This window comes from Bifidobacterium canis, assembly GCF_009727065.1.
Classification (GTDB): domain Bacteria; phylum Actinomycetota; class Actinomycetes; order Actinomycetales; family Bifidobacteriaceae; genus Bifidobacterium; species Bifidobacterium canis.
Genome location: NZ_WNLP01000002.1, coordinates 128,633 through 151,688 on the forward strand (window position 1 = coordinate 128,633; position 23,056 = coordinate 151,688).

Consider the following 23,056-nt stretch of genomic DNA (forward strand, 5'->3'; position numbering starts at 1 on the left):
GCAAGCAATACTGTTGTGCACAATGTTCGGTGCATAAGAATGCTCGGAGAAAGGTTTCAGATGAGCGAAAGCACGACCCAGACGGCGCAGACGCCGGAAGTTCCCATGATCACGTTGCGTGACGGTAATCAGATTCCGCAAATCGGTTTGGGTGTGCTTCGCATCGACAACGACGGCGTTGTGCCGGTTGTGGAATCGGCGTTGCAGGTGGGCTACCGGCATATCGACGGTGCTGCCGGCTACAACAACGAAGAGGGCGTCGGACGTGCACTGGCGGAAAGTGGATACAATGCCGGAGAACAACGCAAGAGCCTGTGGATGACCACGAAACTGCGCGATTCCGAGCAAGGCTACGATTCCGCACTGCGCGCGTTCGACCGCTCGCTTGAACTGCTGCAGCTCGACTATGTAGACATGTATATGCTGCACTGGCCGACGCCGTTCAACTGGCGCAGCGGCGAAACGTGGAAGGCGTTCGACCGCCTGCGTTCCGAGGGGCGCGTGCGCACGCTGGGCGTCTGCAACTTCCTGCCCGAACATCTCGAGCGTTTGCACGAGGAGACCGGCGAATACCCCGCCGTCAACCAGATCGAACTGCACCCCACATGGCAGCAGCGTGGAGTGGTCGCCTACTGCAAAGAGCACAACATCGCAGTGGAGGCGTATTCACCTATGGCACGCGGTGCCGACCTCGCAAACGGTGTGGTCGAAGAGATCGCGCGCGCGCACGGCGTGACTCCGGCGCAGGTTATTCTGCGCTGGCACATCGAGAACGGCACGATCATCATCCCGAAATCCGTGCACGTTGAACGCCAGCGCGAGAACCTCGACTTGTTCGGCTTCGCGTTGACGCCGGAAGAACACGCGCAGATCGACGCTCTCGATGGCCCGACCCGTGCCGGCCATGACCCTCTCACCTTCACCTACGCCTGATATAGCGGCCTATTCTGCGATTGTGTTTCACACATTGGTGCAGGGTATCTCGCTTACGAGGAGACATTAAGAGTGCATTCGGCAAGTACGATCGCCGGAAATCGTTGGAAAACCGTCACTGATATGTGTGGATATGCTCAGTAATGCCTCCTCGTAAGCGGGATAGCCCACACCGACATTCGGCACGCAATCTATTTTGCGGCCAATATATGTTGGTCGCTAGAAAAATAGCTCAGTAGCATCCGCGAAAATATGCTGAAAAATAATGATTCAGCATGCTGCGCGTTGTCTATATGCGCGCATTCCCGCGACCCTTACAATATGAGTAATTCCAATGGTTCAAAGAGGAATCGTTGAGAATAGTGAAAGGGGAGGGTCATGACTCGCGCAATGGGATTGGTGTTCGGGTATGTCGTGATATTCGCAGCGCTGGGAGCGGCTGTTTTCTTCACACCGCTTTCCGCATGGTGGTGGGCGGCTTGGATTATTTGGGGACTCTGGGGCTGCATCGCCGTCTATTACGAACGCGTGTATTCGAGGATGTCGGTTATTTTCTACGCCTTCGTGTGGCCGGTTGACTGGATTATCACGGCAGCCGCAGTCAGAAATTGGTCGCTGTTCGGACTCTCGCAAGACACCGTGAACAACATCTGCATGGTGTTCTGGGCGGTGACTGGCGTGGTCTATTTGGTCTACAAAATGCGTGAAAAGCCAGAGTCAGAGGTCGCGCACGCACCCGCTAAGTAGTTCTGCTTGCCCTCCTGCGCTTCAGACCGACCAATATATATTGGTCGCACAAGTTGTGGGCAGAGAGGTGCACAGTGAGACTCACAAAAACTGTGAAAAGAAGATAATTTATCTACAGAAAGGAAAACGGTGAGCCCCGCAGATTATTGCAATCTGCGGTCACCGTATATAAGGGGAATAGGGATCAGCCAGTGTTCTGGAGGCCGGCGGCAACACCCGAAACGGTGCAGAGGATCAAGTAGATGAATCCTGCCTGCTGGCTCTCGGAGAGCTCTTCCTTGTCGACCTTCTTACGCAGCGAACGCAGTGCGAGCACCTGGGTGACCGACAGCGCGTCGACGTAAGGAGAGCGAATGCGGATGGCCTGGCCGAGCACATGGCGATGCTGCAACGGCCACTCGTCGCCGACGATGCGAAGCACCCACTGACGGGTGAGCTCCATCTCGTCGAGCACCTTCTGGCTCAGATCCGGACGATCGCCGAGTGCGAGATACATCTTCGCGATGCGCTCGTCGGTCTTCGCCAGCGACATCTCGATGTTGTCGATGAACGTCGAGAACAGTGGCCACTCTTCATATGCCTGACGCAGCGTCTTCAAGTCGCCGAAGGCTTCGCATGCAGAACCCAAGCCATACCAAGCAGCCAGGTTGATGCGTGCCTGAGCCCACGAGAAGATCCACGGAATCGTGCGCAGATCGTCAAGCGACTTCGCGCCAAGACCACGCTTCGCAGGGCGAGAGCCGATCGGCAGCAGGCCGATCTCGGTCAGTGGCGTGACGGTGGAGAACCAAGGAGCGAAGTCTTCCGAGTTGAGCAGGTCGAGGAAGGTTTCATGTGAAACTTCACTCAGCTTCTCAGCCATCGGGTTGTACTTCTCGGTCATGTCGGTGTTCGTCTTCTCAACGCTTGGAGCGGACTGCAGCAGCGTTGCGCCGGCAACGGACTCGACGTGGCGAATGGCCAGCACCGGGTTGCCATAGCGGGCGAAGATGACCTCGCCCTGTTCGGTCAGCTTGAAGCGGCACTTGACAGAATCCTTCGGCTGGGCGAGCACTGCACGGTTTGCAGGGCCACCGCCACGACCGACCGCGCCGCCACGACCGTGGAACAGCGTCAAGTCGATGTCGTTGTCGTCAGCCCACTTCGCGATGCGCTCCTGTGCGGAATGCAGTGCGAGCGTTGCCGTGGTCGGGCCGGCGTCCTTCGAGGAATCAGAGTAGCCGAGCATGACTTCCATCTTGCGGCCGGTCTGCTTCAAGCGAGCCTGCACCTCAGGAATCTTCAGCATCTCGTCGAGCACGGAAACCGAGTTCTCGAGATCCTCAAGCTGCTCGAACAGCGGGATGACGTCGATGACCGGCGCATCGTCGGGGTTCGAGAATGCCAGGCGGTTGAGCTCGTAGACGTCGCGAATGTTCTTCGCGCTCTTCGTGAACGAGATGATGTAGCGGCGTGCGGCCTTGATGCCGTTGCGCTTCTGAATGGCACCCAACGCGCGGAAGGTGTCGAGCACCTCGTGCGTCATCGGCTGAAGCGGGCCACGCTCGCCGTGCAGACCATGCTCGCGAATGTCGTCAAGGGCACGGGCATGCACCACCGAGTGCTGGCGGAACTCCATCTCGACCATGTGGAAGCCGAAGGTCTCGGTCTGCCAGATCAGGTCCTGCAGCGGACCATAGGCTGCGCGCTTGTCGCCAGCTTCGGCGAGCGAGCGCTGCACCACGCGCAGGTCGGCGAGGAAGTCGTCGCAGTCGTGATACATCAGGTCGGTGTCACGCTTGATCGTGTAGTGCAGGCGGTCGGCCATCACCAGCAGAACCGCGCGGTGCAGCTCCTTCGTGGAGATGAGCGAAGCCTTGCTGGTCAAGCGCTCACTGATTTCCTTCTGCTGATTCCACAGCGCATGCAGTTCGTCGCTTGCCGGAGTCGTTTCGGACTCGACGGTCATATTGCGGCCGACGGTTCGGGTGGCCTCTTCCAGTGCGGCCAGCACGTGGTCGCTGAACTTGCGTGCCACCTGACGGCTCACCTTGGCGGTGACGTTCGGGTTGCCGTCGCGGTCGGAACCGATCCAGCTGCCAGGGTGGAAGAATGCGGGGCACACCGGCGGTTCAAGGCCGGCGCGGTCTCCGAGCACCCAATCATCGAAGCGGCGATACACCATCGGAATCGTGTGGAACAACGTGTTGTCGAAGATGTCGAGAATCGTGTCGGCCTCTTCAACAGGCGTCGGCTTCTTCAACGCGATCGGCGACGTTCGGAACAGTGCGTCGATCTCGCTGTAGAGGCGACGGCTGTTCTCCTTCTTATCAGAACCACCGAGCAGCTTGTGTGCGGCGAGCAGGTCGGAGATGCGGCGAATCTTGCCTTCGACTGCCTTGCGGCGAGCCTCGGTCGGGTGAGCGGTGAACACCGGGTGGAATTCGAGGCGTTCAAGCAGTTCCTTGGCCTTCGCCGGACCCATCTCAGTGATGAGCTGGTGGTACGCCTTGGTCATCTCGTTCACCGGATCGATCGCCTGAGTGTCATCGACCTCAGCCTCGCGGTCATGCAGCACGGAAACGCGGTAATTCTCTTCGCACAGATTCGCCAAGTGGAAGTAGGTGGTGAATGCGCGAGCGAGCAACTGGGCGTCATGCAGATTCATCGCGTCGATCGTCTTGACTGCCATCTCCAAATCGTCACGTTCAGGGTGCGTGTCAGAAAGCACGCCGGAGAAACGCTCAGCGCTGGCATCGACGGCATACTGGCGCACGGTGTCGAACGTTTTGAGGAGATTTTCGTCGTATTCAGAAAGCACTTCACGCAGAATGTTGAGACACAGATCCATGTCTTCTTGAAGTGTTGCGGGAAGTTCACGCTCCTCGGGACCTTTGGTGCCGAGGCCGGAGGTCACAATAGTGGCGTCCGCAGGCGTGATCTGTTGCTCTTGTTCAGTCATCAGACCCCTTTCTCCAAAGTCGGGTTGCTCGGTCTATCGGTCATCTACGGCTCCTCCGTAGTTGTTGTCGCCGATCGTTGCGAGCCCACAGCCCTCATTCGGTAAAGTCAGTTGCATTGTAGGCTCGAGCATGAGACACCAATGTTACGAAACTGTGCGCAATGCCATGATGTGAGATGTGCGCGCGGTGCTTGCAACGTGCAGTTCGCGAAAGCTCGCGTGAAACAGCTCGGTGCAGCCGCTCGGATAGTGGCGGTAGTAGTAATAGAACACGTGAGCATGAGCAACAATCCACAGCACAATGACCAGTTTGAGCAGCCGAATACTACGCAATCCGCGCAATCCGAACAAACGGAATCGTTGAAATCGGCAGCGACTGCCGTGCGCAAATACCACACGCACGCCATTCCGCTCGATATGGAAGATATCGAGCGCGACTGGAACAAGCCGATCACCGACGCCGGCATCGCCGCCAAAGCGAGCGTGATCGTGCGCGTGGGCATGCTCGATCTTGGCGCGGGCACCGGAAGCTTCCGCGTGCGCGAGATGATGCACCGCATCGCGTATCCGCTCGGCGTGCACGTGCGCGCGACGTGAATCTGACCGATATTCAAGCATCGTGCACCGATGGCAAAGATCGCATCACCGAAGTCGTCAATCTGCCGACCACCGGCGTGAACACCGAGCGCATTTGGCTGCTTGAGCATTTCGCCGACTGGTTCAGCGTCAACCTCGGCGTCGGCACCATGTATCACCGCCGCACCGAAGTCTCCTCGCAGCTCATACAGCCGAACACGTTGGGGATTCGCGACGCGTCGCAGGTGTCTGCAGACACGTCGAAAAGACTGCGCGAAGAACGGCGCGAACAGCGCGAGCTCGAGCGCGAATCTGCGCGCGAGCGTCAGCAGCAGGAACGCGAGGCGGAGTCCGTGGATTTCGCGGAACTCAGCGAAGAATCGGTGGCGGATTCCGCGGAAAATCTGCGCGCGGAGAGTGTGGCTGCCGGTGGCACTGCTGACACTGCGCAAGAGCGCGCGCAGAAAACCAGCGGATTGCGAGCGCGCGTTCGCGAGCGCATGCGCACGCGCGCGCAACGCCCGCCGGAGAAGCAGTACGCCGAACACTTCGACCACGTGGGCGCGCACCCGACGCATCACCATGCGCCGGGCGGCGGGCCGATCACCGTGGGGCAGGTGCATCAGCGACTCGACCTGATTGAACGCCGCAAGCCGCTGTATTCTCCCGCATTCTCAGGTTTCGCCGCCGCCTGCGCGTGCGCGGCCTTCGTGTTCCTGCTCGGTGGCGCGCCATACGACATGCTCGGCGCGTTCGTGGGCGCCGGACTCGGCCAGTGGGTGCGTCGCCGCCTCTTTGCGCACCGTCTCAACCAGTTCTTCGTGACGTTCGTGTGCGTGGCCGTCGCCGCGCTCGCCTGCGTGGGCACACTGCGCTTGATCGGTCTCTTCGACCCGGTGGCGCTGCGGCACGACACCGCATACATCGGCGCGATGCTGTTCGTGATCCCAGGCTTCCCGCTGATCACCGGCGGACTCGACATGGCGAAGATAGACTTCCCCTCCGGCGTGCAACGCGTGGCATATGTGATGTGCATTATTTTGATGGCTACGCTGGCAGGCTGGATGGTTGCGGTTCTCGTGCACCTGAACCCGCAAGGCTTCGAAACTCCCGATCTGAATCCGTGGCTGAATGCCGGGCTTCGCGCAGTGTTCGCGTTCGTAGGCGTGTGGGGCTTCTCCGTGCTATTCAATTCGCCGCAACGCATGTGCATAGTGGCGGCATTCATCGGCCTGATCACCGACACGTTGCGTTTGGAACTTGTGGATTGGGGCGTGCCTGCCGAAGCCAGCGCGTTCCTCGGCGCTTTGCTCGCCGGACTGATCGCCTCGCTGTGGCGTAGCTCGGTGCGGCACGGCATGCTGCCGCCGCACCTCGGCTACCCGCGCATCTGCCTGACCGTGCCGTCGATCGTCATCATGGTTCCGGGACTCTATATGTACCGCGCCATGTTCTACCTCGGCCAGTTCAAAACGCTGCTGGCTCTCGACTGGGCATTCCGCGCATTCATGGTGATCATCTGCCTGCCGATAGGCTTGGCTATGGCACGAGTGATTACCGACAAATCCTGGCGCTACGACATCTAAGCCATTTGACAGTAGGCGGCTTTTTCTGCTTCCGCGGAGATTTGACGTTTTGACATCTGCTTTTGCTGTTTTAACTACTATTTCGTCTATTTTTATAGTCAAAACAGCAAATCTATTTGTTAGAACGGCAAATCTATTGGCTGGAACAGCAAATAAGCTGCTTTTGCTGTTTTGTCACTTAGGTTTGCTGTTTTTACCACAAAATTGAGTGTTTTAGTGGTAAAAACGGCGAAATTATCTGTCATAACAGCAAATCGGCTGATTAGTTGTTGTTTTGGCTATCAGTTTTGCTGTGTTGGCTGATTATTTCGCCGTTTTGACCGCTGGATTTGACGTTCTGGCAGATGGGCAACCAGTAACTGATGCGCTGGCTGGTGATTGTGTTGGCCGGATGACTGTAGCTGGTTGAATAGTCGGAGTTCTGAATAGCTGGAGTTGTCTGGATAGTTGGATAGATGCTGTTAGATCTATTGGCAGGTCTGTGGGGTGCAATACCCAGCGCTGGTGTGTGGCAGAATGCTGGTATGACGAGTTCGAAGCATATTTCTTCCGCTGATTCTACTGGCAGTGTCGCGCACCAGATTCTGCAGATAGTGGCGCAAGTGCCGAGCGGGCGCGTGGCGACATACGGGCAGATCGCCGAGCTCGCCGGTCGCCCGCGCTCGGCTCGCTTGGTGGGACGCGTGCTCGCACATGCACAGGAATATGGGGATTACCCATGCCACCGCATCGTCAATCACGCGGGCAGACTCGTCCCCGGCTGGGAGGAACAGGCTGAATTACTAATCTCAGAAGGCGTGACTCTGACAGACTACGCGGACGGCCCGCACGTCGACCTCCGCCGCTTCCAATGGGAACACTAGTAGCACATAATCATCTACGCAGCCGTTGCAAGTGGGTCAGTTAACCGGCAGCCAAGTTAATTGACCCACATATCCCGATATTTGTGGGCGAATTAACTTGAGACTAGGTTAACTGACCCGCATAATCCAGCATTTGTGGGCAAGTTAACACGTGCGCGGGTTAACTGACCCGGAAATGACATAGATGTGGGTCAGTTAACTAACTCAGTGGTTAACTGACCCACACAAACGACAATTTTTGGCTGGTCTACGGTAGATTCAGTAGATTCAGCAGATCAGCGGTCGTAGCTCATGCCCATTGCGTCGCGAACCTGGTCGAGCGTTTCGTTGGCGATCGCGTTCGCGCGCGCGTTACCGTCATGCAGAATGTCGCGAATCGTATCCATATCGCGCGCAAGTTCGGCGCGACGCTCGCGGTGCGGCGCGAGGAACTCGTTCACCGACTTGGTGACGTACGCCTTCAGCGCGCCGCCGCCACCGTTGCCGATCTCCGCGGCGATCTCAGCAGGATCGCGGCCGGTCACCAGTCCGGCGGTCGTGAGCAGTGCGGACACTTCCGGACGATTCACCGGATCGAACGTGATGTTGCGGTCGGAGTCGGTCTTGCTCTTCTTGATCAGCTTCGCTGTCTCCTCGGCGGTGGCGCCTAGCATGATCGAATTGCCGTACGACTTGCTCATCTTGCGGCCGTCGAGTCCCGGAATCTCAGGAGCCTCCGACAAAATAGCGGCAGGCTCCGGGAAGATCGGGTTCTTCGGGGAATAACGCTCATTGAAACGGCGGGCAATGGTGCGCGTGATCTCAACGTGCGGCAGATTATCTTTGCCGATCGGCACAACGTTCGCCTTGCAGAAGAGAATATCGCACGCCTGGTGAACCGGGTAGGTGAGCAGAAGGCCGGTCAGTGCGTGGCCGGACGACTCCATCTCGGACTTCACCGTCGGGTTACGGTGCAGCTCGGCTTCGGTGACGAGCGAGAGGAACGGCAGCATCAGCTGGTTCTCAGCGGGCACTGCGGAATGCGTGAACATCATCGTTTTCTCAGGGTCGATGCCAGCCGCCATGTAGTCAAGCACCAAGTTGAGCACGTTGTCGCCGATGTGCTCGGTGGTGTCGCGGTCGGTGATCACTTGGTAGTCGGCGATGATGATGTTCGTGTTCACGCCGAGGTTCTGCATGGCGACGCGTTCGCGAATCGAGCCGAAGAAATGGCCCAAGTGCAGGCGTCCGGTCGGACGGTCGCCGGTGAGCATCGTGAACTGGCTCGGATTCGCTTTGAGCTTGGCGAGCGTTTCGTCGGAACGTTTCTTCGCCGCGAGGAAACTCGCGCTCATCTCGTTGCCGGCCGCAGTCAGCTGCTGATTCATTTCTTCGCTCATTGGAACGTCCTTATGCCGTGTCGAATGCCACCTTATGTATTGAGAATCATCGTAGAAATCTGAGAAGACAACAAAACGTGTCGTAAGTAGTGGTACTCTCTTATGTGATGAATCGAAACAAATAGTAATTCAGGGGGTCAGATGGGCCGCGGACGTCAGAAAGCCAAACAGCAGAAGATCGCCAGGAAGCTCAAGTACATGACCACTGACACGGATTACGATGAGCTTGCCAAAGAATTGGGCGCGCACGAGCCAGGAGTTGGCTCATTCGATCCATTTGCCGATGTCGAAGAGAAATACGCGCATGACGCCGATTATCAAGAAGACGTCGAAGGTGAGTCTACGGAGAGCACAGACACGACCGACGATGATCTTGACGAATACGCGAAGTGGGCTGCCGAGGCAGCGGCGAAGGCCACAACCGGTGAAATTCCGGTGACCCATGCGCAACCGCACAAGCCGATCCCGATGCCAGTGCCAGGTGCTTTCAAGCATTCCGACACCGATCACAAACAGTGAGGCACAACTAACTTATATATGCGCGAGTTATGCTCGCACACCATTCAGTGAGGTGGGACGCAGATGGATTTCTGCGCCCCACCTCACTGTATATTTGCAGATAACCGCGCGGAAGAAGAGAGAATATGAAGAAGTCGAATGTCAACTGGGCGCTGCCGCTGACCAACATAGTCGTTTTGCTGATTATTGAGCTCACGTTGATGCCGCTCGGATATTGGATTCCGCAGATATTGGTGGTCGCTCTGATGCTCGTGCAGGTGGGCGCGATGGCTTTTCAGTATGCGCGCGAACGCGAGAACCAGCACGCTGACGATGCCGATGATACGCACGCTGCGCACAACTGAGCTGCGCGGCACATTCGCCGCGTGATACTGAAAGGTGCAGATTACTCGCCTGCATCACTGTGTCTGCGGCGCATTCCGCTACGCGTTACTCGTTACGTCAGCACCGCGAATTGCACATGAATATTGTGATGATTACTGCTGCGCGGCAGTGAGCCAAACAGTATGACAACGATTGCACACTCGTGCCGCAACAGCTGCGGCGCGGCTCAGCCGAGCGGCAGCAGCGCGCTCAGGTCGTCGCGCTCGCCGACCGCGCTGATATGCCCCGCGCGCTGCTCGTCGTGCCAGCTGGTGATGCCACTCGCCACGCGCAGCCATACGTCCGGATCGAGTTCGATCACGTCGGGCGGCGTGAGATTATGCGGGTCGGAGGCGGGGCCGTCGAGTATTTTGATCACACCGTATGGCGCGACGCGCACCTCGACGCCAGGCCCCGGCGCTTTGAGTTCCATCATGTGCAGCGAATAGCGCACAGCCATCGCCATGGTCTGCCTGCCCAGTTTCGGAGCCACAGTGATCGCGTTCTCGGCGGGAATCTGCGCGAGCTGCGCGCGTGCCTGCGCGCACCAGTCATCATATGCTTGCATGCCGCGGAGCATGTCTTGCTTGCGAATTGCTGCCATAGGCGGTATTGTGCACCGCGCGTCTGATATTTTCACCGATTGAACGGGTGGAAATGTGTAAATATCGGCACGAAGCAATCTCAACATACGGTCAAGCCCACGGTGAAAACGTGTGCTGACTGAAGCGCTCTAGTCCAATGAAACAACAGGCAGAGGAACCTCGCATTTTCCGCGGTGAATATGGCTCGCATGCAACTGAAAAACTTAATTTTACTGATTAGGGGAGATGGTAGTATATTGCTCTTGAGAACGTATGCAAAAGCATGGGCTTCATGCCCGCCAATATGCAGCGTTTGATGAGGAATATATAAAGGGAGTCATGTATGACCGAACAAACGGCACCAAAGTCCCCGCTGACTGCGGCCGAATTCGCGGATGAGATTCGCGAGGCACTCAAATACACGCAGGGTGTCACCCCAGAGCAGGCGAAGACTGCCGACATTTACGTTGCAACGGCAACGGTCGTCCGTCGTCACCTGATGGATTCCTGGATGAAGACCCAGCAGGACATGATCAACGGCAACACCAAGGCCGTCGGCTACTTGTCTGCAGAGTTCCTGATGGGCAAGCAGCTTCGTAACGCACTGCTCAACGCAGGCCTTACCCCACAGTTCGAAGAAGCCGTCAAAGATCTCGGCTTCGATCCACAGGCAGTCGTCGACGCCGAATACGAGCCAGGTTTGGGCAACGGCGGTCTCGGCCGTCTCGCCGCCTGCTTCATCGATTCGCTCGCATCCCTCGGCGTTCCGGCCTTCGGTTACGGCATTCAATACAAGTACGGCATCTTCCGTCAGGAATTCGACGAGGAAGGCCGCCAGATCGAGCGCCCTGACTACTGGCTGTCGAACGAAGACCCATGGGGCCACATCGACTACGAGCGCGATCAGCGCGTGAACTTCGGCGGCAAGGTCGTCGAAGAGAACGGCAAGCGCGTGTGGAAGCCGGACTGGTCCGTCCGCGCCATCCCCGTTGACTACATGGTTCCGGGCTATGCTTCCGGCCGTGTGAACACGCTGCGTCTGTGGCAGGCTCGCTCCTACGACGAGTTCGATCTGCTCACCTTCAACAAGTCCGAATATCTGGACGCCGTGAAGCCGCAGGTCAAGGCCGAGAACATCTCGAAGATCCTCTACCCGGAGGATTCCACCGAGGCCGGCAAGGAACTGCGTCTCGAGCAGCAGTACTTCTTCGCAAGCGCATCGATTCACGATGCCATCCGCGTGTTCTACAAGGACGCCGAGAAGCCTGATCTGACCACGTTCGCCGACAAGATCACGTTCCAGCTCAACGACACCCACCCGGTGATCGGCATTCCAGAGCTCATGCGCATCATGATCGACGAGTACGGCTACGACTGGGATACCGCTTGGGCCGTCACCACGAAGACGTTCAACTACACCTGCCACACGCTGCTTCCGGAAGCTCTGGAAGTGTGGCCGGTCGCCCTGATCTCGAAGCTGCTGCCGCGCCACATGGAAATCATCGAGCGCATCAACAAGCAGTTCGTCTCCGAACTCGAGTCGAAGACCGACGACGAGAGCAAGATCGAGCGCATGCTCATCGTCACCAACGACGAGAACCCGGTTGTGCGCATGGCATACCTCGCTACCTACGCAGGTTCCAGCGTCAACGGCGTTGCCGAGCTGCACTCCCAGCTGCTCAAGGACGTCACGCTGCGTGACTTCTCCGACATCTACCCGGCGAAGTTCAAGAACGTGACCAACGGCGTCACCCCACGTCGCTTCATGAAGATCGCCAACCCGCGTCTGTCCGCCCTCATCACCGAAGGTCTGGGCACCGATCGCTGGCTCGAAGATCTCGACATGCTGCAGGGTCTCGCACCGCTGGCTCAGGATGATGAGTTCGTCAAGAAGTTCGCTCAGGTCAAGTACGACAACAAGCTGGCCTTCGCCGACTTCTCGAAGAAGCGTTACGGCGTTGAGCTCGACGCGACCACGATGTTCGACACGATGATCAAGCGTCTGCACGAATACAAGCGTCAGGCACTGAAGATCCTCGAGGTCATCGCCACCTATGCCGACATCAAGTCCGGCAAGGTCAAGGTCGAAGATCTGACCCCACGCACGATCATCTTCGGCGCGAAGGCAGCCCCTGGCTACTACCTCGCGAAGATGACGATCCAGCTCATCAACAATGTCGCCAAGGTCATCAACAACGACCCAGACGTGATGGGCAAGCTCAAGATCTTCTTCCCATACAACTACAACATCGAAGTCGCTCAGATGCTGATTCCTGCGACCGAGCTCGACGAGCAGATCTCGCAGGCCGGCAAGGAAGCTTCCGGCACGTCCAACATGAAGTTCGCCCTGAACGGCGCGCTCACCGTTGGTACGCTCGACGGCGCGAACGTCGAGATTCGCGAGCGCGTCGGCGCCGACAACTTCTTCCTCTTCGGCATGACCGTTGACGAGGTTGAGAAGCTGTATGCTGACGGCTACGACCCGAGCAAGTACTACGAGGCTGATCCTCGCCTGCACGCCGCCATCGACATGGTGGCTGACGGCACGTTCTCGGGCGGCGACAAGAACACCTACGCTCCGCTGGTCTCTGACTGGCTGACGAAGGATTGGTTCATGACGCTGGCCGACTTCAGCGCGTACCACGACATTCAGGCTGACATCGATACGCTGTATGGCGATCAGCTCGAGTGGAACCGCAAGGCAATCCTCAACGTTGCCAACTCCGGCTACTTCAGCTCCGATCGTTCGATCGAGGATTACCTCGATCGCGTGTGGCACACCCACTCGCTCGACAAGTGAGTTGCAACTAGCGTAAGCAAATAAAAAGTCTGCGGTACTCAAATAATTCTGAGTACCGCAGACTTTTTATTTATAATAAGTAATATTAATAAGTATTATTAGAAACGAATAATATTATCTACATGTGCGGGGTCGTGGCTCGCCATCGACGCGATGCAGTTCGGGTCGAGACTCTGCTCGCGAATCCACTCAAGCGAACGCTTCTGCGCGCGCTTGTCTACGGCGATGCCGGAGACGATCATGTCTTGCCACGACTTCGACGAATAGCCGCCGTCTGCGAACAGCAGCACGTATTTGCCGTCGGGGTTCGTGATCTTCGTGGCGACGAGTCCGCGCGTGTGCCCGGGGATGTTGATGAGCTGCACGCTGCCGTCGCCGAACAAATCGTATGATTTGCCGGCAGGCCCCTCGGTGCCGTTCCAGTGGTAGAGGTCCACGTTCTTCAAGCCGTTCCACCAGCCCGGGTAGAAGCGCACGCGGTTGACGATGCCGTGTTCGGTGGCGCCGCGCATCTCGTCGTCCGCGATCATGATTTGCCGGCGTCTTTCATCATGCGTAGACCGTTCGCGTGGTCGCAGTCGAGGTGCGAGATCACCACATAGTCGAGATCGCGCGGTTCGACGCCTTGCGCGGCGAGCCGTTCGCGAATCGTGCGATTCGGCCCCACGACGCCCTGGTTGATGCGGTACAGCATCCACGAGCCAAGCGACGAGATCTGCGCGCGGCGATCATACACGCCGAACGGACTCATATTGCGGTTCCAGGCGGTGTCTACGAGCACGCGGCCGTGCGGAGTCTCAACGAGGAACGAGCACACCGGCAGCCACACGCGGTTCGCACGTGACGTGAAGAAGCCGGAGCCTTTGACTATATTGCAATGCTCGCCACCCCACGCGAGATTCGGCGAAATGCACACGTTGCCGCACACGAAGGTCTGCACGCTGAAGCCGGTGCCGTCGCCGACCGTGGTGACTGGCACGGTTTCCACGCCTTCGCCGATCGTTTCCATCGTGTGTGTTGTGTTGATTGAATTCGCAGTCATGGCAGTCCTTTCACTTGCCTCTTATTCAACACAATTCGCAGTGTTCGCGGGGCGAGTGAACACTACAAAAGGTGTGCCAGTGCCCGCTGTTCGCGTTTACAATAGCGCGTATGAGTCAGGATCCTTCCACGCAAGCGAGCGGCCACGCCAATCCATATGCGCAGGCGTTGGCGATACCCGTCGAGCCGAGCAGCGGAGCGCGCGAGGCGATGGAACGCGCGCTGATCGAGATCATGCGCGAGACGCGGCGACCGGCGCAGGAAGTGTCGGTGACTGCGCTGTGCAAGCGCGCGCATGTGGCTCGCAGCACGTTCTATGCGAACTATCATCACGTTGACGAAGTGTTGCAGTCCGTGGAGCGTAGACTGCTACGCCGCATCATCGACGAAGGCGCGCCCGTGCTCTCCGTGGGTGTCGACGCGGCGGTTGAATCGTTCTCGAACGTCATGCGCTTGGTGAATGAGCAGGAGCCGCTCTTTCGCTTGTTCGTCGTTGACGTGCCGAACGAGCGGTTCATGCACAACTGGCGAATGGCGCTGTGCGGGCATTTGTGGGATCGATTGTTCTGCGAGAATGGGCTGCGCGGCGCACGTGGCGAACTGCGCGCGCACTCCATCGCAGCGACAGTGAACAGGCAACTGATGGTGGAGATGATCGCCGGACTGATGATGACGTTCGTCACGTTCCGCTTTGAACACCCGAACGACGTGTCGATGGCGGAAATCGATATATTACTGCCGCGATTTGTGCAAGCGATGGATGAGATTTGGTAAAATAGCAGTGGCACGTAATTATTATTACGTGCCACTGCTAGTAATTATTTAATTATTATAAATAATTTATATTGTAGATTATTGTGCAGAGTCGTAGCTTGCACCGCGCGGGTCGGATGGACGCACCATCAGTATGATCTGCGCAACTGCGCCGCCGATAACGACCAGCAAGCCGATGACGACTGACGCGCCGCCGCCTACAAGGAACGTGTTCATGCTGCCGGTGAGCGCGAAGCCGACGCCGCCCGCGAGCATGATGATCACGCCGAGGAACTCAAGACCATAGGGGAGCAGGAACCACGCGCCGTTAAGGTTACTGTCGTGCAGACGGCGCACAGTCAACGCGATCATAGGAATGATGATCGCCAGGTTCCACAGGCTGGTCAGCACATTCATAAGAGTCTGCAGGCTGTCAACCTGCTCGAACATGCCCAGCACGGCAGAGACGATCGTGGTGAATAGGAAGACCCACCAATATTCACCGCGGCTCGCGCGACCCGAGAACGTCGCATACTTCTTGAAGAAGCGGGCGATGGCGTCACCGAAACCGATGCCATACCACGGCTGGTTCAGCGGCGGCTCAGCGCCGTTGGCATACATCTGTTGCGGCTGCTGGCCGTATGGAGCCTGCTGGTACTGCTGCTGATATGGCTGCTGGAACGGCTGATTCTGCACGAACGGCGACTGCTGCGGCTGCTGACCATACGGAGGCTGAGCCTGCTGATTGAACGGAGCCTGCTGGCCGAAGGGATCCTGCTGGTTCTGCACGAACGGCGACTGCGTGGAGCTCGCGCCGGCATACTGCTGACCGGTGCTCGACGTGTAGGTCGGCGCCTGATTCGCAGCATAGTTCGGCGTCGCATTTGGCGCGGCATACTGGTTCGCATCATACGGATTGGTCTGCGGAACGTTCTGTGCATACTGCGGCTGCGCAGGCTGGGCTGGCTGAACCGGCTGAGCGGGCGCATATGGATTCGCAGGAGTCTGCGGCGCCGCATAGTTTGGCTGCGTGTAGTTCGGCTGCTGCTGGTTGTAGTTCGGTGCTGCCGGTTGCTGGGGCACGGCGTTCTGCGTGTAGTCCACCGTTGGAACGGTGCTGCTCACCTGCTCGGTTTCCACAACGGCGTCGACGATCACCGGCTGATTGTCAGGTGTGTTCTGCGCTGCATTCTGCGCAGTGTTCGGGTCAACACTCTGCGGATTATTCGCATCGCCGGTTTGATTCGACATCGGATCGGTCATGATACTCCTTACAAAAGCTTGGATTCTGGATTTTGGTTCTGCCAGATACGCACGATTATATGAAAAGCGGAGCACTACCATGCAGTAGTACTCCGCTCCATAACGTCAATGAATCTCAGGCGGCTTCAGGGGTTGGTGCGTCTGCCTTGTCAAGATCGTCTTCGGTCTTGTCTTTCGACAGGCTCAGATCCACTGGAGACGAGCTGTTCTCCCACGGCTCCTCCCACGGATCGTAATCCGGGTTCTGCTGCTTGTAGATGTAGAGACCAACAACAGCCGCGAGCAGACCGCCGAACAGCAGTGCAAAGAACTTCCAACCGTTTGAAGACTTCTTCTCCATGACGGCTCCTTTCAGTATTCTTGGTCGGCCGGTTCCCCAGTCGACTCTGCTTTCCATCATAAAGCCTCACGTCGCAAGATGGCGCACGTTGTGCTCATGGCAAGCGGATGATGCGTTATGTCTTATCACCACATAATACTCTATTCTCTGTGCGCGAGCTGGAAGTCCGCTGAGTTCCTGACCGATACTATGCATCGATCGCGGGCGAACCATTGTGTGACTCATATATACATTGGTCGCAAAAGGCATTAGTGGGCGAGCTTATGCGTGCGCAGCAGCACGTGCCTGCCTGCGACGGTGGTCGCGAATATGTATGCATCTCCGCCGTCTTTGAGCTTGAGCTTCTTGCGCAGCTGCTGTGCGGTGAGCGGGAAGTTGCGCACGGTGATATTCGCGCGCTCGACTCCCGCGAGCAGCGCCTTCAATTCGCGTTTATTCAGCGTGCCGATCGCGTCGATCACAAACGCGCGCCCAGGAAACTCGCGTATCGCCTGCGTGCTGACAAACAGATGACTGTTCGCACCTATTTGCTTGAGATCGGTGCCCGCAAACTCGCGCTGCAGCTCGCGGAACGCGCCCGCCTTCATAATCGCCGCATTCGGCTCATACAAGTACTGCTGTGCGGGCAAATCATTCGGGTCGACGAGCGTCGCAGCCTGCGCGCTCGCAAAATCATCGGTGCCAACCGTGAACTCCAAGTGCTGGGAATCGTTCACGCAGGTAATCCGCACCTGCTCATGCCGCCCGCGTTCGAGCACGACGACGATTTCCTTGCACTCGTTCGCGCTCGCCGTAATGATCAACTGAGACGCGGCGCCGGCGAAATCATCGACTGTTTTGCGCCAGTCAAGCATGGGGGAGAGTTTGATCATCACAACCGGAGCTTTGCCGAGCAGCAGATCGCGCAGTTCGAGCACGTTTGGAGTGCAGTCCTCGATGGCGTAGGTGCGCGAGCCGTGCTCGTCGCGGCGCGCGGGGTCGAGATAAATCAGTGTCGCCGGCGGCATCGCGCGCAGATACTCCACACCGTCACTGTGCACGACGTTCACGTGTGCGAGTCCGAGCTCGCGCAGATTGTGCTCCGCCAGCTCGCACAGCGACTCCTGCCGTTCCACATAGGTGGCGGCGTCGAAATCGCGCGCCATATATGAGAAATCCACACCGAAGCCGCCGGTCAGATCGACGAGCGACGTCGGGTGAGCGGCGTCGCTCGTCAGCTCGGCGGCGATGCGCGCTTTGCATTGCGCGGTGAACTGCGACGAACACTGCTCCATGGCGAGATGCGGCGGGTAGATGATGCCGCTGTGTTCCGCCCACTGCGGGAGTTTGCGTTGCGCGATTTGCCTTCCGGCGATCTGGTCAAGTACGAGCGGCAGATTGCAATCCGGTTGCGGTTTGGTGTGGAGAGCGAGCTCGTGCACGTCATCGGTGCTGTGCGCGGCTATAAAATCGCGTTCGGATTGTGTCAATCGCATACTTCTCATTATGCACGCGCGTGCGCACGCAACAGGTGTTCGAAATGATGTGCGAATGTGGATAACAGCGAGTTATGCACAGTGTTCACCACTTTTATGAATTTCTGACATAACGTGCTGAAAGTGTGCGAATTTGCCACTATATACAGGGCGAGTGTGGAGTAATCCACCCTATTTCTGGGTTGTGCACATGGTTCACACGGTGATGTGGATAATCTTGTCCACAATATTCCACAGAAAGAAACCTTGAAATATCAACATTTGTGGATAAGTATGTGGATAACTTTATGAGTTATCCATACGTTATACCCACGTTTTCCACAACGTTTTCCACATCTGTGGAAAACTACATGCGTGTAATTAAAACGTATGTTCGAAACAGTCCAGTTCGCACAGTGAATTAGTCAAACAGACGTTCGATTGCACAACAGATATGCGTGATGCTTGTGCACAGCGAATATGTTGGGTTTGTGCTGTGCGATTCAGCGGATTTGCACAGCGACAGCTCTTGCTAGAGTGGTGGTCATGCCTCGTCGTGGTTTTAGTTTGTTCCCAGATTCACCGTCCGCACGCCAGATTTTCTCGGCGACATCGCTGCGCGCACGTTGGCGCAGCGGAGCGCCCGTCATCACGTCCGCGCTGATCATCGCGTGCGTGGCGATCTGGATTATCGAAACGCTGTTCCGCTTCGTCTGGCCCGCGGGTCTCACCGCGATGCTCAACTTCGGCATGATGCAGCCGGCTTCGATGACCCGCGAACCGTGGACGCTCATAACCGCCATGTTCCTGCACCAGCCGGTGTCGATATGGCACATCGGCTTCAACATGCTCACACTGTGGTCGGTAGGCCCGCTGCTCGAACGCATGATGGGGCACTGGGCGTTCCTGATTCTCTACATGATCTCGGGCATCGGCGGCGACTCCGGCATGATGATCTGGGCGCTGCTCAACCGCTCCGGTGAGGGTTGGTTCACGTCTAGTTACGGCGCTTCCGGCGCGCTGTTCGGCTTGTTCGCCGCGATTCTGGTGATCTACAAGAAAGTGGGCGAAGACATTCGCTCGATGCTCATTTGGATGGCCGTCAACTTCCTGATGCCGCTCGTTGTGCCGAACATCGCATGGCAGGCGCACGTCGGCGGCTTCATCATCGGTGGTGTGATGACGCTGCTGCTCACCGATGGCATACGCGCGCTTCGACGCAAGTCGATCGTGCAACGCGCGCTCATCTACGGCGGTGCTCTGCTGGTTATTCTGCTGGTCATCTGCTACCTGTGCGATACGCAGAACCCGATTCGCGGCACACTGCTGCAGATGCTGTTCTAACGAAACTCTGCTTTCAACCTATATATATTGGTCGAAAAGTGCATAGCAAAAGGGGGTCTGCGGTGTTCCGCAGACCCCCTTTCAACGTTTGAATAGCAGCGATTATCGCCAGGCTACCGTCATCAGGAAGCCGACCATAATCAATGCGAAACCAATGAGCAGGTTCCAGTTGCCAATGCCAGGAATCGGCCACTTCGCGGTCAGGTAGAACACGACGACCCAGATGAGGCCGATGATCATGAACGCGCAGAACAGCGGCACATACCAGCTCGGGTTCGCCTTCGTGCCCTTGATCGTGTCTTCCACACGCTTCGTGTTCTCCTGCTGGCGACGCACCATGCGGCGCATCTGCGGAGTCATGTCTTTCTCATCAACAGTGGAGTTGAGCAAGTCCTGAATTTTGTCGAGAGAGATATCGTCGGCGGCTTCCTCGGATTCCTCAGCCTCGCGCTCTTCCTTAGCCTCTTCTTTGGCTTCCTTGCGCTCGGCCTTCTCTTCCGCGCGCCTCTCCTTGCGATCTTCGTGCACCGGTTCCTCGGCTACTTCCTCAGATTCCACGGCTACGGCATCGCCCTCGGAGTCGGCGTCAACGACAACATCATCGGTGACCGTTGCGGTCTCGTCAGCAGTGGCTTCGCTGATCTGGCCATCTGCGTCGGTCTTGTGCAGCTCTTCCTCAGCCATTTGTGTAGTCTCCTTCGATCGGCTACAAGTTATCATAGTGGTTACACAAGAAAGAGAACCCGAAAGCCATAACTTCGAGCGAAATAATCTTATTTTTGGAGGTGGCGATGGCGAAACACGGAGCCAAGCATGTCAAGAAGACATCGATGGTGGGGAGCATGGCCGTGCTCGTTGTGGTCGCATTGGTGGGGTTTCTGATCGTGACCAATCTGCGCGTCAACCGCTCTACAACCGTGTCGAACGACGCCGCGGAACTCATTGAGCACCGCGTGCAGCAGGTGGACGAGCTGCAGTCTGAAGTCAATACGTTGAGCTCGCAAGTCGACGACTACAACAAGCTGCTGAAAAAGAGTGACCAGAGTGGTGATCAGAACAGCGAGGAAAGCGGCAGCAGCACTATGCTGCCGGAGGTGTCTGGCCCAGGGCTCACGGTGACACTCAACGATTCAGCTATGTGGGAGAACGTGGTAGACAGTTCCGGCTCCACTGCTGACATCGACAAATATGTGGTGCACCAGCAAGACGTCGAAGCAGTGGTGAACGCGCTATGGGCGGGTGGCGCGGAATCCATGCAGATTATGGACCAGCGCGTGCTGCCCACCTCCGCAGTGCTCTGCTCAGGCAACGTGCTGCTGCTGCAAGGTCACAAATATTCGCCGCCGTTCACAATCTCAGCTATTGGTCCTGTGGCTGAGATGGAGCAGGCACTGAACGAGTCGCAGGCGATCCAGATTTACAAACAATACGTGGAGGCGTTCGGCCTCGGCTACAAAGTCACTGAGCAGAGCAATCTCACCTTTCAGCGTACCCCTCTCTTGCTTCAGCCGCTGCGATATGCGAAAGTAATACCCGAAAATAACAACGGATCAGAAAGTAATTCGGAGACGAACTCCGCTGGGAAGTAACGAGATTACTATTTCGTTGTATTGAGTAGCTCGAATATTCGGGTGTATTCAAGAGAAGCAAGGCAAGAGGAACGAGCATGAAGCATAACGCCAGGCATGATGCGCAGGGTGCGCACGGCGCGCAGAATATCAGCGGCGCGGGCGAACCGCCGCGCAAACGCAGCGTCGGTCGCTCCATTGTGATGATTCTTGCGGAGATCATGCTCACTGTGGGCGTGGTGTGCGCGCTGTATGTGCTGTGGATGCAGTGGTGGACTGGTGTGCAGTCCGAGCACGCGCAGCTCGAGGAGCGCGCGAACTCGTCGTGGGCGCAGCCCGCGAGCGACGGCAAGAACGCGAAGATCGCGCAGCCGCAAAGCGGCGAGCCTCCCGTGCAGCCGACGAGCGCGAACGTGGGGGAGCTGATCGCGCGCGTCTATATTCCGCGATTCGGCGACACGTGGGAGCGCAATCTTGTGCAGGGCACCGATCTGACCGAGCTCAATATGCACGGTCTCGGGCACTATGTGGACTCCCAGTGGCCGGGGCAAGTGGGTAATTTCGCGTTCGCAGGCCACCGCAACGGGTACGGCCAGCCGCTCGGAGACGTCGACAAACTCAAAGCCGGCGACGCCGTGGTGATTCGCACGAAAGACTACTGGTATGTGTACAACTACACGAACTACATCATCGTGACGCCGGATCAGGGCGAGGTCATTTCGGCGAACCCCGAGAACCCATCTGCGCCGGCGACCAAGCGCATGCTCACGATGACGACGTGCGAACCGAAATACACGGCTCCGACGCATCGCTGGGTGAGCTTCGGCGAATTCAAATATTGGGCGAAAGTGAGCGACGGCATTCCCAAGGAGCTCGCGACGAATGGCTCGAATGGCAACGTGCAGTTCATCAACAACGAGAGCACGCCGTTCTTCGCACAGCTCGATTCGCTCAAGCCGGTCATCTACGGGCTGCTCGCGGCATATGTGATCATCTTCATCGCAGCCGCCTTCGCGTGGCGCTGGCCGCTGTTGCGCGCGATTCGCAACGGTGAGCGCTCGAAGCCAGACGTTGATATTTACGGCGCGCTGGTGCGTCACCAGCCGGGTCCCGGCGTTATTCGCTGGCTGCTCACGCTGCTGCTGTTCCTGGCGGCGTCCGCCGCAGTGGTCGAATGGGCGTGCCCGTGGGCGGCAAGCCACATCGAGATATTGCGCGAGATGTCGAACTATACGGCGATCACACCGGCGTAGTGCGCGCCGCACCTTGCTAGACTGGGGAGTTGCGCACGCATATTTCGGGTATTTCACGTAACGGAAGAGAAACGATGACGGATTCCGCACACATTCTGGTGATCGATAACTATGACTCCTTCGTATATACGATCGTCGGGTATTTGAAGACGCTCGGCGCACACGTTGACGTGGTGCGCAATGACGCTCTCGACCCGAAGACGCCGGGGCTGCTCGATGACTACGACGGCGTGCTGATTTCGCCAGGGCCGGGCGCTCCGAGCGAATCCGGCATCAGCGAAGACATGATTCGACTGTGCGCGGCTGAACGCAAGCCGATGTTCGGCGTGTGCTTGGGCATGCAGGCGCTTGCTGAGGTGTATGGCTGCACTGTGGATCATGCGCCGACGATCATGCATGGCAAAACGAGCCAGGTGGAACATGTGGACGATGAGATTTTCGCCGGCGTCGCCAACCCGATGACTGCCACCCGTTACCATTCGCTCGCTGTGGAGCCAGATTCCGTGCCAGATGAGCTGCAAGTGACCGCTTGGACGGTCGACGATCACATTGTGCAGGGGCTGCGCCACCGTGAACTGCCGCTGTATGCCGTGCAATTCCACCCTGAATCGGTGCTGACGCAAGACGGATACCGTTTGCTGGCGAATTGGCTCGCCGTGTGTGGCCAGGCCAATGCGGTCGAGAAGAGCCGTGGCCTGCAGCCCAAGCTCGCCTCCAACTGAGTCTCAGTCTTCCGAGTAGATTTCCCC

At 57.7% G+C, this 23,056-nt stretch carries 20 protein-coding genes and 1 pseudogene; 12 read left to right on the forward strand and 9 right to left on the reverse strand.

Going from position 1 to position 23,056, the window contains the following annotated elements:
* Positions 1-60 precede the first annotated feature (60 nt).
* Both GSD1FS_RS02945 and GSD1FS_RS02950 read left to right on the forward strand, forming a co-directional pair.
* A complete protein-coding gene (locus GSD1FS_RS02945; RefSeq protein WP_155588305.1) occupies positions 61-933 on the forward strand; it encodes an aldo/keto reductase in 873 nt (290 codons plus the stop codon).
* Positions 934-1,311: 378 nt separating this feature from the next.
* Positions 1,312-1,680 carry a hypothetical protein gene (locus GSD1FS_RS02950; RefSeq protein WP_155588306.1) on the forward strand — a complete coding sequence of 123 codons (369 nt, stop codon included), beginning with the start codon at positions 1,312-1,314 and terminating at the stop codon, positions 1,678-1,680.
* Between the two features lie 184 nt (positions 1,681-1,864).
* Here GSD1FS_RS02950 and GSD1FS_RS02955 read toward each other — a convergent pair whose 3' ends face one another.
* Positions 1,865-4,621: a phosphoenolpyruvate carboxylase gene (locus GSD1FS_RS02955; protein ID WP_155588307.1), complete on the reverse strand. Its 2,757-nt coding sequence runs from the start codon at positions 4,619-4,621 to the stop codon at positions 1,865-1,867.
* A 417-nt stretch (positions 4,622-5,038) separates the two neighbouring features.
* Here GSD1FS_RS02955 and GSD1FS_RS02960 point away from each other — a divergent pair.
* Positions 5,039-6,783 (forward strand): annotated as a pseudogene (locus GSD1FS_RS02960) (threonine/serine exporter family protein).
* A gap of 524 nt (positions 6,784-7,307) precedes the next feature.
* Positions 7,308-7,646 (forward strand): MGMT family protein, encoded by a 339-nt coding sequence (locus GSD1FS_RS02965; RefSeq protein WP_155588308.1) that lies wholly within the window; start codon positions 7,308-7,310, stop codon positions 7,644-7,646.
* Between the two features lie 275 nt (positions 7,647-7,921).
* Here GSD1FS_RS02965 and trpS read toward each other — a convergent pair whose 3' ends face one another.
* A complete protein-coding gene (gene trpS, locus GSD1FS_RS02970) occupies positions 7,922-9,025 on the reverse strand; it encodes a tryptophan--tRNA ligase (RefSeq protein WP_155588309.1) in 1,104 nt (367 codons plus the stop codon).
* 141 nt (positions 9,026-9,166) lie between these two features.
* On the opposite strand from trpS, the gene GSD1FS_RS02975 reads away from it, so the two are divergent.
* Entirely contained in the window at positions 9,167-9,544 is a 378-nt protein-coding gene (locus GSD1FS_RS02975) for a DUF3073 domain-containing protein (RefSeq protein WP_155588310.1), read from the forward strand.
* Positions 9,545-9,669: 125 nt separating this feature from the next.
* Positions 9,670-9,888: a hypothetical protein gene (locus tag GSD1FS_RS02980; protein ID WP_155588311.1), complete on the forward strand. Its 219-nt coding sequence runs from the start codon at positions 9,670-9,672 to the stop codon at positions 9,886-9,888.
* A 206-nt stretch (positions 9,889-10,094) separates the two neighbouring features.
* Here the strand turns inward: GSD1FS_RS02980 and GSD1FS_RS02985 are convergent, their stop codons facing one another.
* A complete protein-coding gene (locus tag GSD1FS_RS02985) occupies positions 10,095-10,511 on the reverse strand; it encodes a sterol carrier family protein (protein WP_155588312.1) in 417 nt (138 codons plus the stop codon).
* A 323-nt stretch (positions 10,512-10,834) separates the two neighbouring features.
* On the opposite strand from GSD1FS_RS02985, the gene GSD1FS_RS02990 reads away from it, so the two are divergent.
* Complete coding sequence (locus tag GSD1FS_RS02990; RefSeq protein WP_155588313.1) at positions 10,835-13,291, forward strand: glycogen/starch/alpha-glucan phosphorylase; 2,457 nt, start codon at positions 10,835-10,837, stop codon at positions 13,289-13,291.
* Positions 13,292-13,389: 98 nt separating this feature from the next.
* Here GSD1FS_RS02990 and GSD1FS_RS09670 read toward each other — a convergent pair whose 3' ends face one another.
* Positions 13,390-13,821, reverse strand: coding sequence for an MBL fold metallo-hydrolase (locus tag GSD1FS_RS09670; protein WP_246165735.1), 432 nt, complete (start codon positions 13,819-13,821; stop codon positions 13,390-13,392).
* Entirely contained in the window at positions 13,818-14,333 is a 516-nt protein-coding gene (locus tag GSD1FS_RS09675) for an MBL fold metallo-hydrolase (RefSeq protein WP_246165738.1), read from the reverse strand. Before GSD1FS_RS09675 ends, GSD1FS_RS09670 begins: the two co-directional genes overlap by 4 nt.
* A 110-nt stretch (positions 14,334-14,443) precedes the next feature.
* Here GSD1FS_RS09675 and GSD1FS_RS03000 point away from each other — a divergent pair, with 110 nt between their 5' ends.
* Positions 14,444-15,106 carry a TetR/AcrR family transcriptional regulator gene (locus tag GSD1FS_RS03000; protein ID WP_155588314.1) on the forward strand — a complete coding sequence of 221 codons (663 nt, stop codon included), beginning with the start codon at positions 14,444-14,446 and terminating at the stop codon, positions 15,104-15,106.
* A 78-nt stretch (positions 15,107-15,184) separates the two neighbouring features.
* Here the strand turns inward: GSD1FS_RS03000 and GSD1FS_RS03005 are convergent, their stop codons facing one another.
* The 3 genes from GSD1FS_RS03005 to GSD1FS_RS03015 form a co-directional block, all read right to left on the reverse strand.
* Entirely contained in the window at positions 15,185-16,348 is a 1,164-nt protein-coding gene (locus GSD1FS_RS03005) for a DUF805 domain-containing protein (protein WP_196425013.1), read from the reverse strand.
* Between the two features lie 115 nt (positions 16,349-16,463).
* Positions 16,464-16,688, reverse strand: a complete 225-nt coding sequence (locus tag GSD1FS_RS03010; RefSeq protein ID WP_155588316.1) for a hypothetical protein — start codon at positions 16,686-16,688, stop codon at positions 16,464-16,466.
* Between the two features lie 248 nt (positions 16,689-16,936).
* Positions 16,937-18,163, reverse strand: a complete 1,227-nt coding sequence (locus GSD1FS_RS03015) for a THUMP-like domain-containing protein (RefSeq protein ID WP_155588317.1) — start codon at positions 18,161-18,163, stop codon at positions 16,937-16,939.
* A 525-nt stretch (positions 18,164-18,688) separates the two neighbouring features.
* Between GSD1FS_RS03015 and GSD1FS_RS03020 the strand changes: the two genes are divergently transcribed.
* Positions 18,689-19,486, forward strand: coding sequence for a rhomboid family intramembrane serine protease (locus tag GSD1FS_RS03020; protein WP_155588318.1), 798 nt, complete (start codon positions 18,689-18,691; stop codon positions 19,484-19,486).
* 102 nt (positions 19,487-19,588) lie between these two features.
* Here the strand turns inward: GSD1FS_RS03020 and crgA are convergent, their stop codons facing one another.
* The gene (gene crgA, locus GSD1FS_RS03025; RefSeq protein ID WP_155588319.1) at positions 19,589-20,170 is read right to left on the reverse strand and encodes a cell division protein CrgA; all 582 of its coding nucleotides are present in this window, start codon (positions 20,168-20,170) and stop codon (positions 19,589-19,591) included.
* Positions 20,171-20,277: 107 nt separating this feature from the next.
* Here crgA and GSD1FS_RS03030 point away from each other — a divergent pair, with 107 nt between their 5' ends.
* From GSD1FS_RS03030 to GSD1FS_RS03040, 3 genes are all read left to right on the forward strand, one after another.
* Positions 20,278-21,075: a DUF881 domain-containing protein gene (locus tag GSD1FS_RS03030; protein WP_155588320.1), complete on the forward strand. Its 798-nt coding sequence runs from the start codon at positions 20,278-20,280 to the stop codon at positions 21,073-21,075.
* Positions 21,076-21,257: 182 nt separating this feature from the next.
* Complete coding sequence (locus tag GSD1FS_RS03035; RefSeq protein ID WP_246165777.1) at positions 21,258-22,307, forward strand: class E sortase; 1,050 nt, start codon at positions 21,258-21,260, stop codon at positions 22,305-22,307.
* 74 nt (positions 22,308-22,381) lie between these two features.
* Positions 22,382-23,029: an anthranilate synthase component II gene (locus tag GSD1FS_RS03040; protein WP_155588322.1), complete on the forward strand. Its 648-nt coding sequence runs from the start codon at positions 22,382-22,384 to the stop codon at positions 23,027-23,029.
* Positions 23,030-23,056 lie beyond the last annotated feature (27 nt).

Bases quoted from the DNA above. Each gene is read 5' to 3' on its own strand.
- GSD1FS_RS02945 (WP_155588305.1), top strand. From the start codon at position 61: ATGAGCGAAAGCACGACCCAGACGGCGCAGACGCCGGAAGTTCCCATG.
- GSD1FS_RS02950 (WP_155588306.1), top strand. From the start codon at position 1,312: ATGACTCGCGCAATGGGATTGGTGTTCGGGTATGTCGTGATATTCGCA.
- GSD1FS_RS02955 (WP_155588307.1), bottom strand. From the start codon at position 4,621: ATGACTGAACAAGAGCAACAGATCACGCCTGCGGACGCCACTATTGTG.
- GSD1FS_RS02965 (WP_155588308.1), top strand. From the start codon at position 7,308: ATGACGAGTTCGAAGCATATTTCTTCCGCTGATTCTACTGGCAGTGTC.
- trpS (WP_155588309.1), bottom strand. From the start codon at position 9,025: ATGAGCGAAGAAATGAATCAGCAGCTGACTGCGGCCGGCAACGAGATG.
- GSD1FS_RS02975 (WP_155588310.1), top strand. From the start codon at position 9,167: ATGGGCCGCGGACGTCAGAAAGCCAAACAGCAGAAGATCGCCAGGAAG.
- GSD1FS_RS02980 (WP_155588311.1), top strand. From the start codon at position 9,670: ATGAAGAAGTCGAATGTCAACTGGGCGCTGCCGCTGACCAACATAGTC.
- GSD1FS_RS02985 (WP_155588312.1), bottom strand. From the start codon at position 10,511: ATGGCAGCAATTCGCAAGCAAGACATGCTCCGCGGCATGCAAGCATAT.
- GSD1FS_RS02990 (WP_155588313.1), top strand. From the start codon at position 10,835: ATGACCGAACAAACGGCACCAAAGTCCCCGCTGACTGCGGCCGAATTC.
- GSD1FS_RS09670 (WP_246165735.1), bottom strand. From the start codon at position 13,821: ATGATCGCGGACGACGAGATGCGCGGCGCCACCGAACACGGCATCGTC.
- GSD1FS_RS09675 (WP_246165738.1), bottom strand. From the start codon at position 14,333: ATGACTGCGAATTCAATCAACACAACACACACGATGGAAACGATCGGC.
- GSD1FS_RS03000 (WP_155588314.1), top strand. From the start codon at position 14,444: ATGAGTCAGGATCCTTCCACGCAAGCGAGCGGCCACGCCAATCCATAT.
- GSD1FS_RS03005 (WP_196425013.1), bottom strand. From the start codon at position 16,348: ATGACCGATCCGATGTCGAATCAAACCGGCGATGCGAATAATCCGCAG.
- GSD1FS_RS03010 (WP_155588316.1), bottom strand. From the start codon at position 16,688: ATGGAGAAGAAGTCTTCAAACGGTTGGAAGTTCTTTGCACTGCTGTTC.
- GSD1FS_RS03015 (WP_155588317.1), bottom strand. From the start codon at position 18,163: ATGCGATTGACACAATCCGAACGCGATTTTATAGCCGCGCACAGCACC.
- GSD1FS_RS03020 (WP_155588318.1), top strand. From the start codon at position 18,689: ATGCCTCGTCGTGGTTTTAGTTTGTTCCCAGATTCACCGTCCGCACGC.
- crgA (WP_155588319.1), bottom strand. From the start codon at position 20,170: ATGGCTGAGGAAGAGCTGCACAAGACCGACGCAGATGGCCAGATCAGC.
- GSD1FS_RS03030 (WP_155588320.1), top strand. From the start codon at position 20,278: ATGGCGAAACACGGAGCCAAGCATGTCAAGAAGACATCGATGGTGGGG.
- GSD1FS_RS03035 (WP_246165777.1), top strand. From the start codon at position 21,258: ATGATTCTTGCGGAGATCATGCTCACTGTGGGCGTGGTGTGCGCGCTG.
- GSD1FS_RS03040 (WP_155588322.1), top strand. From the start codon at position 22,382: ATGACGGATTCCGCACACATTCTGGTGATCGATAACTATGACTCCTTC.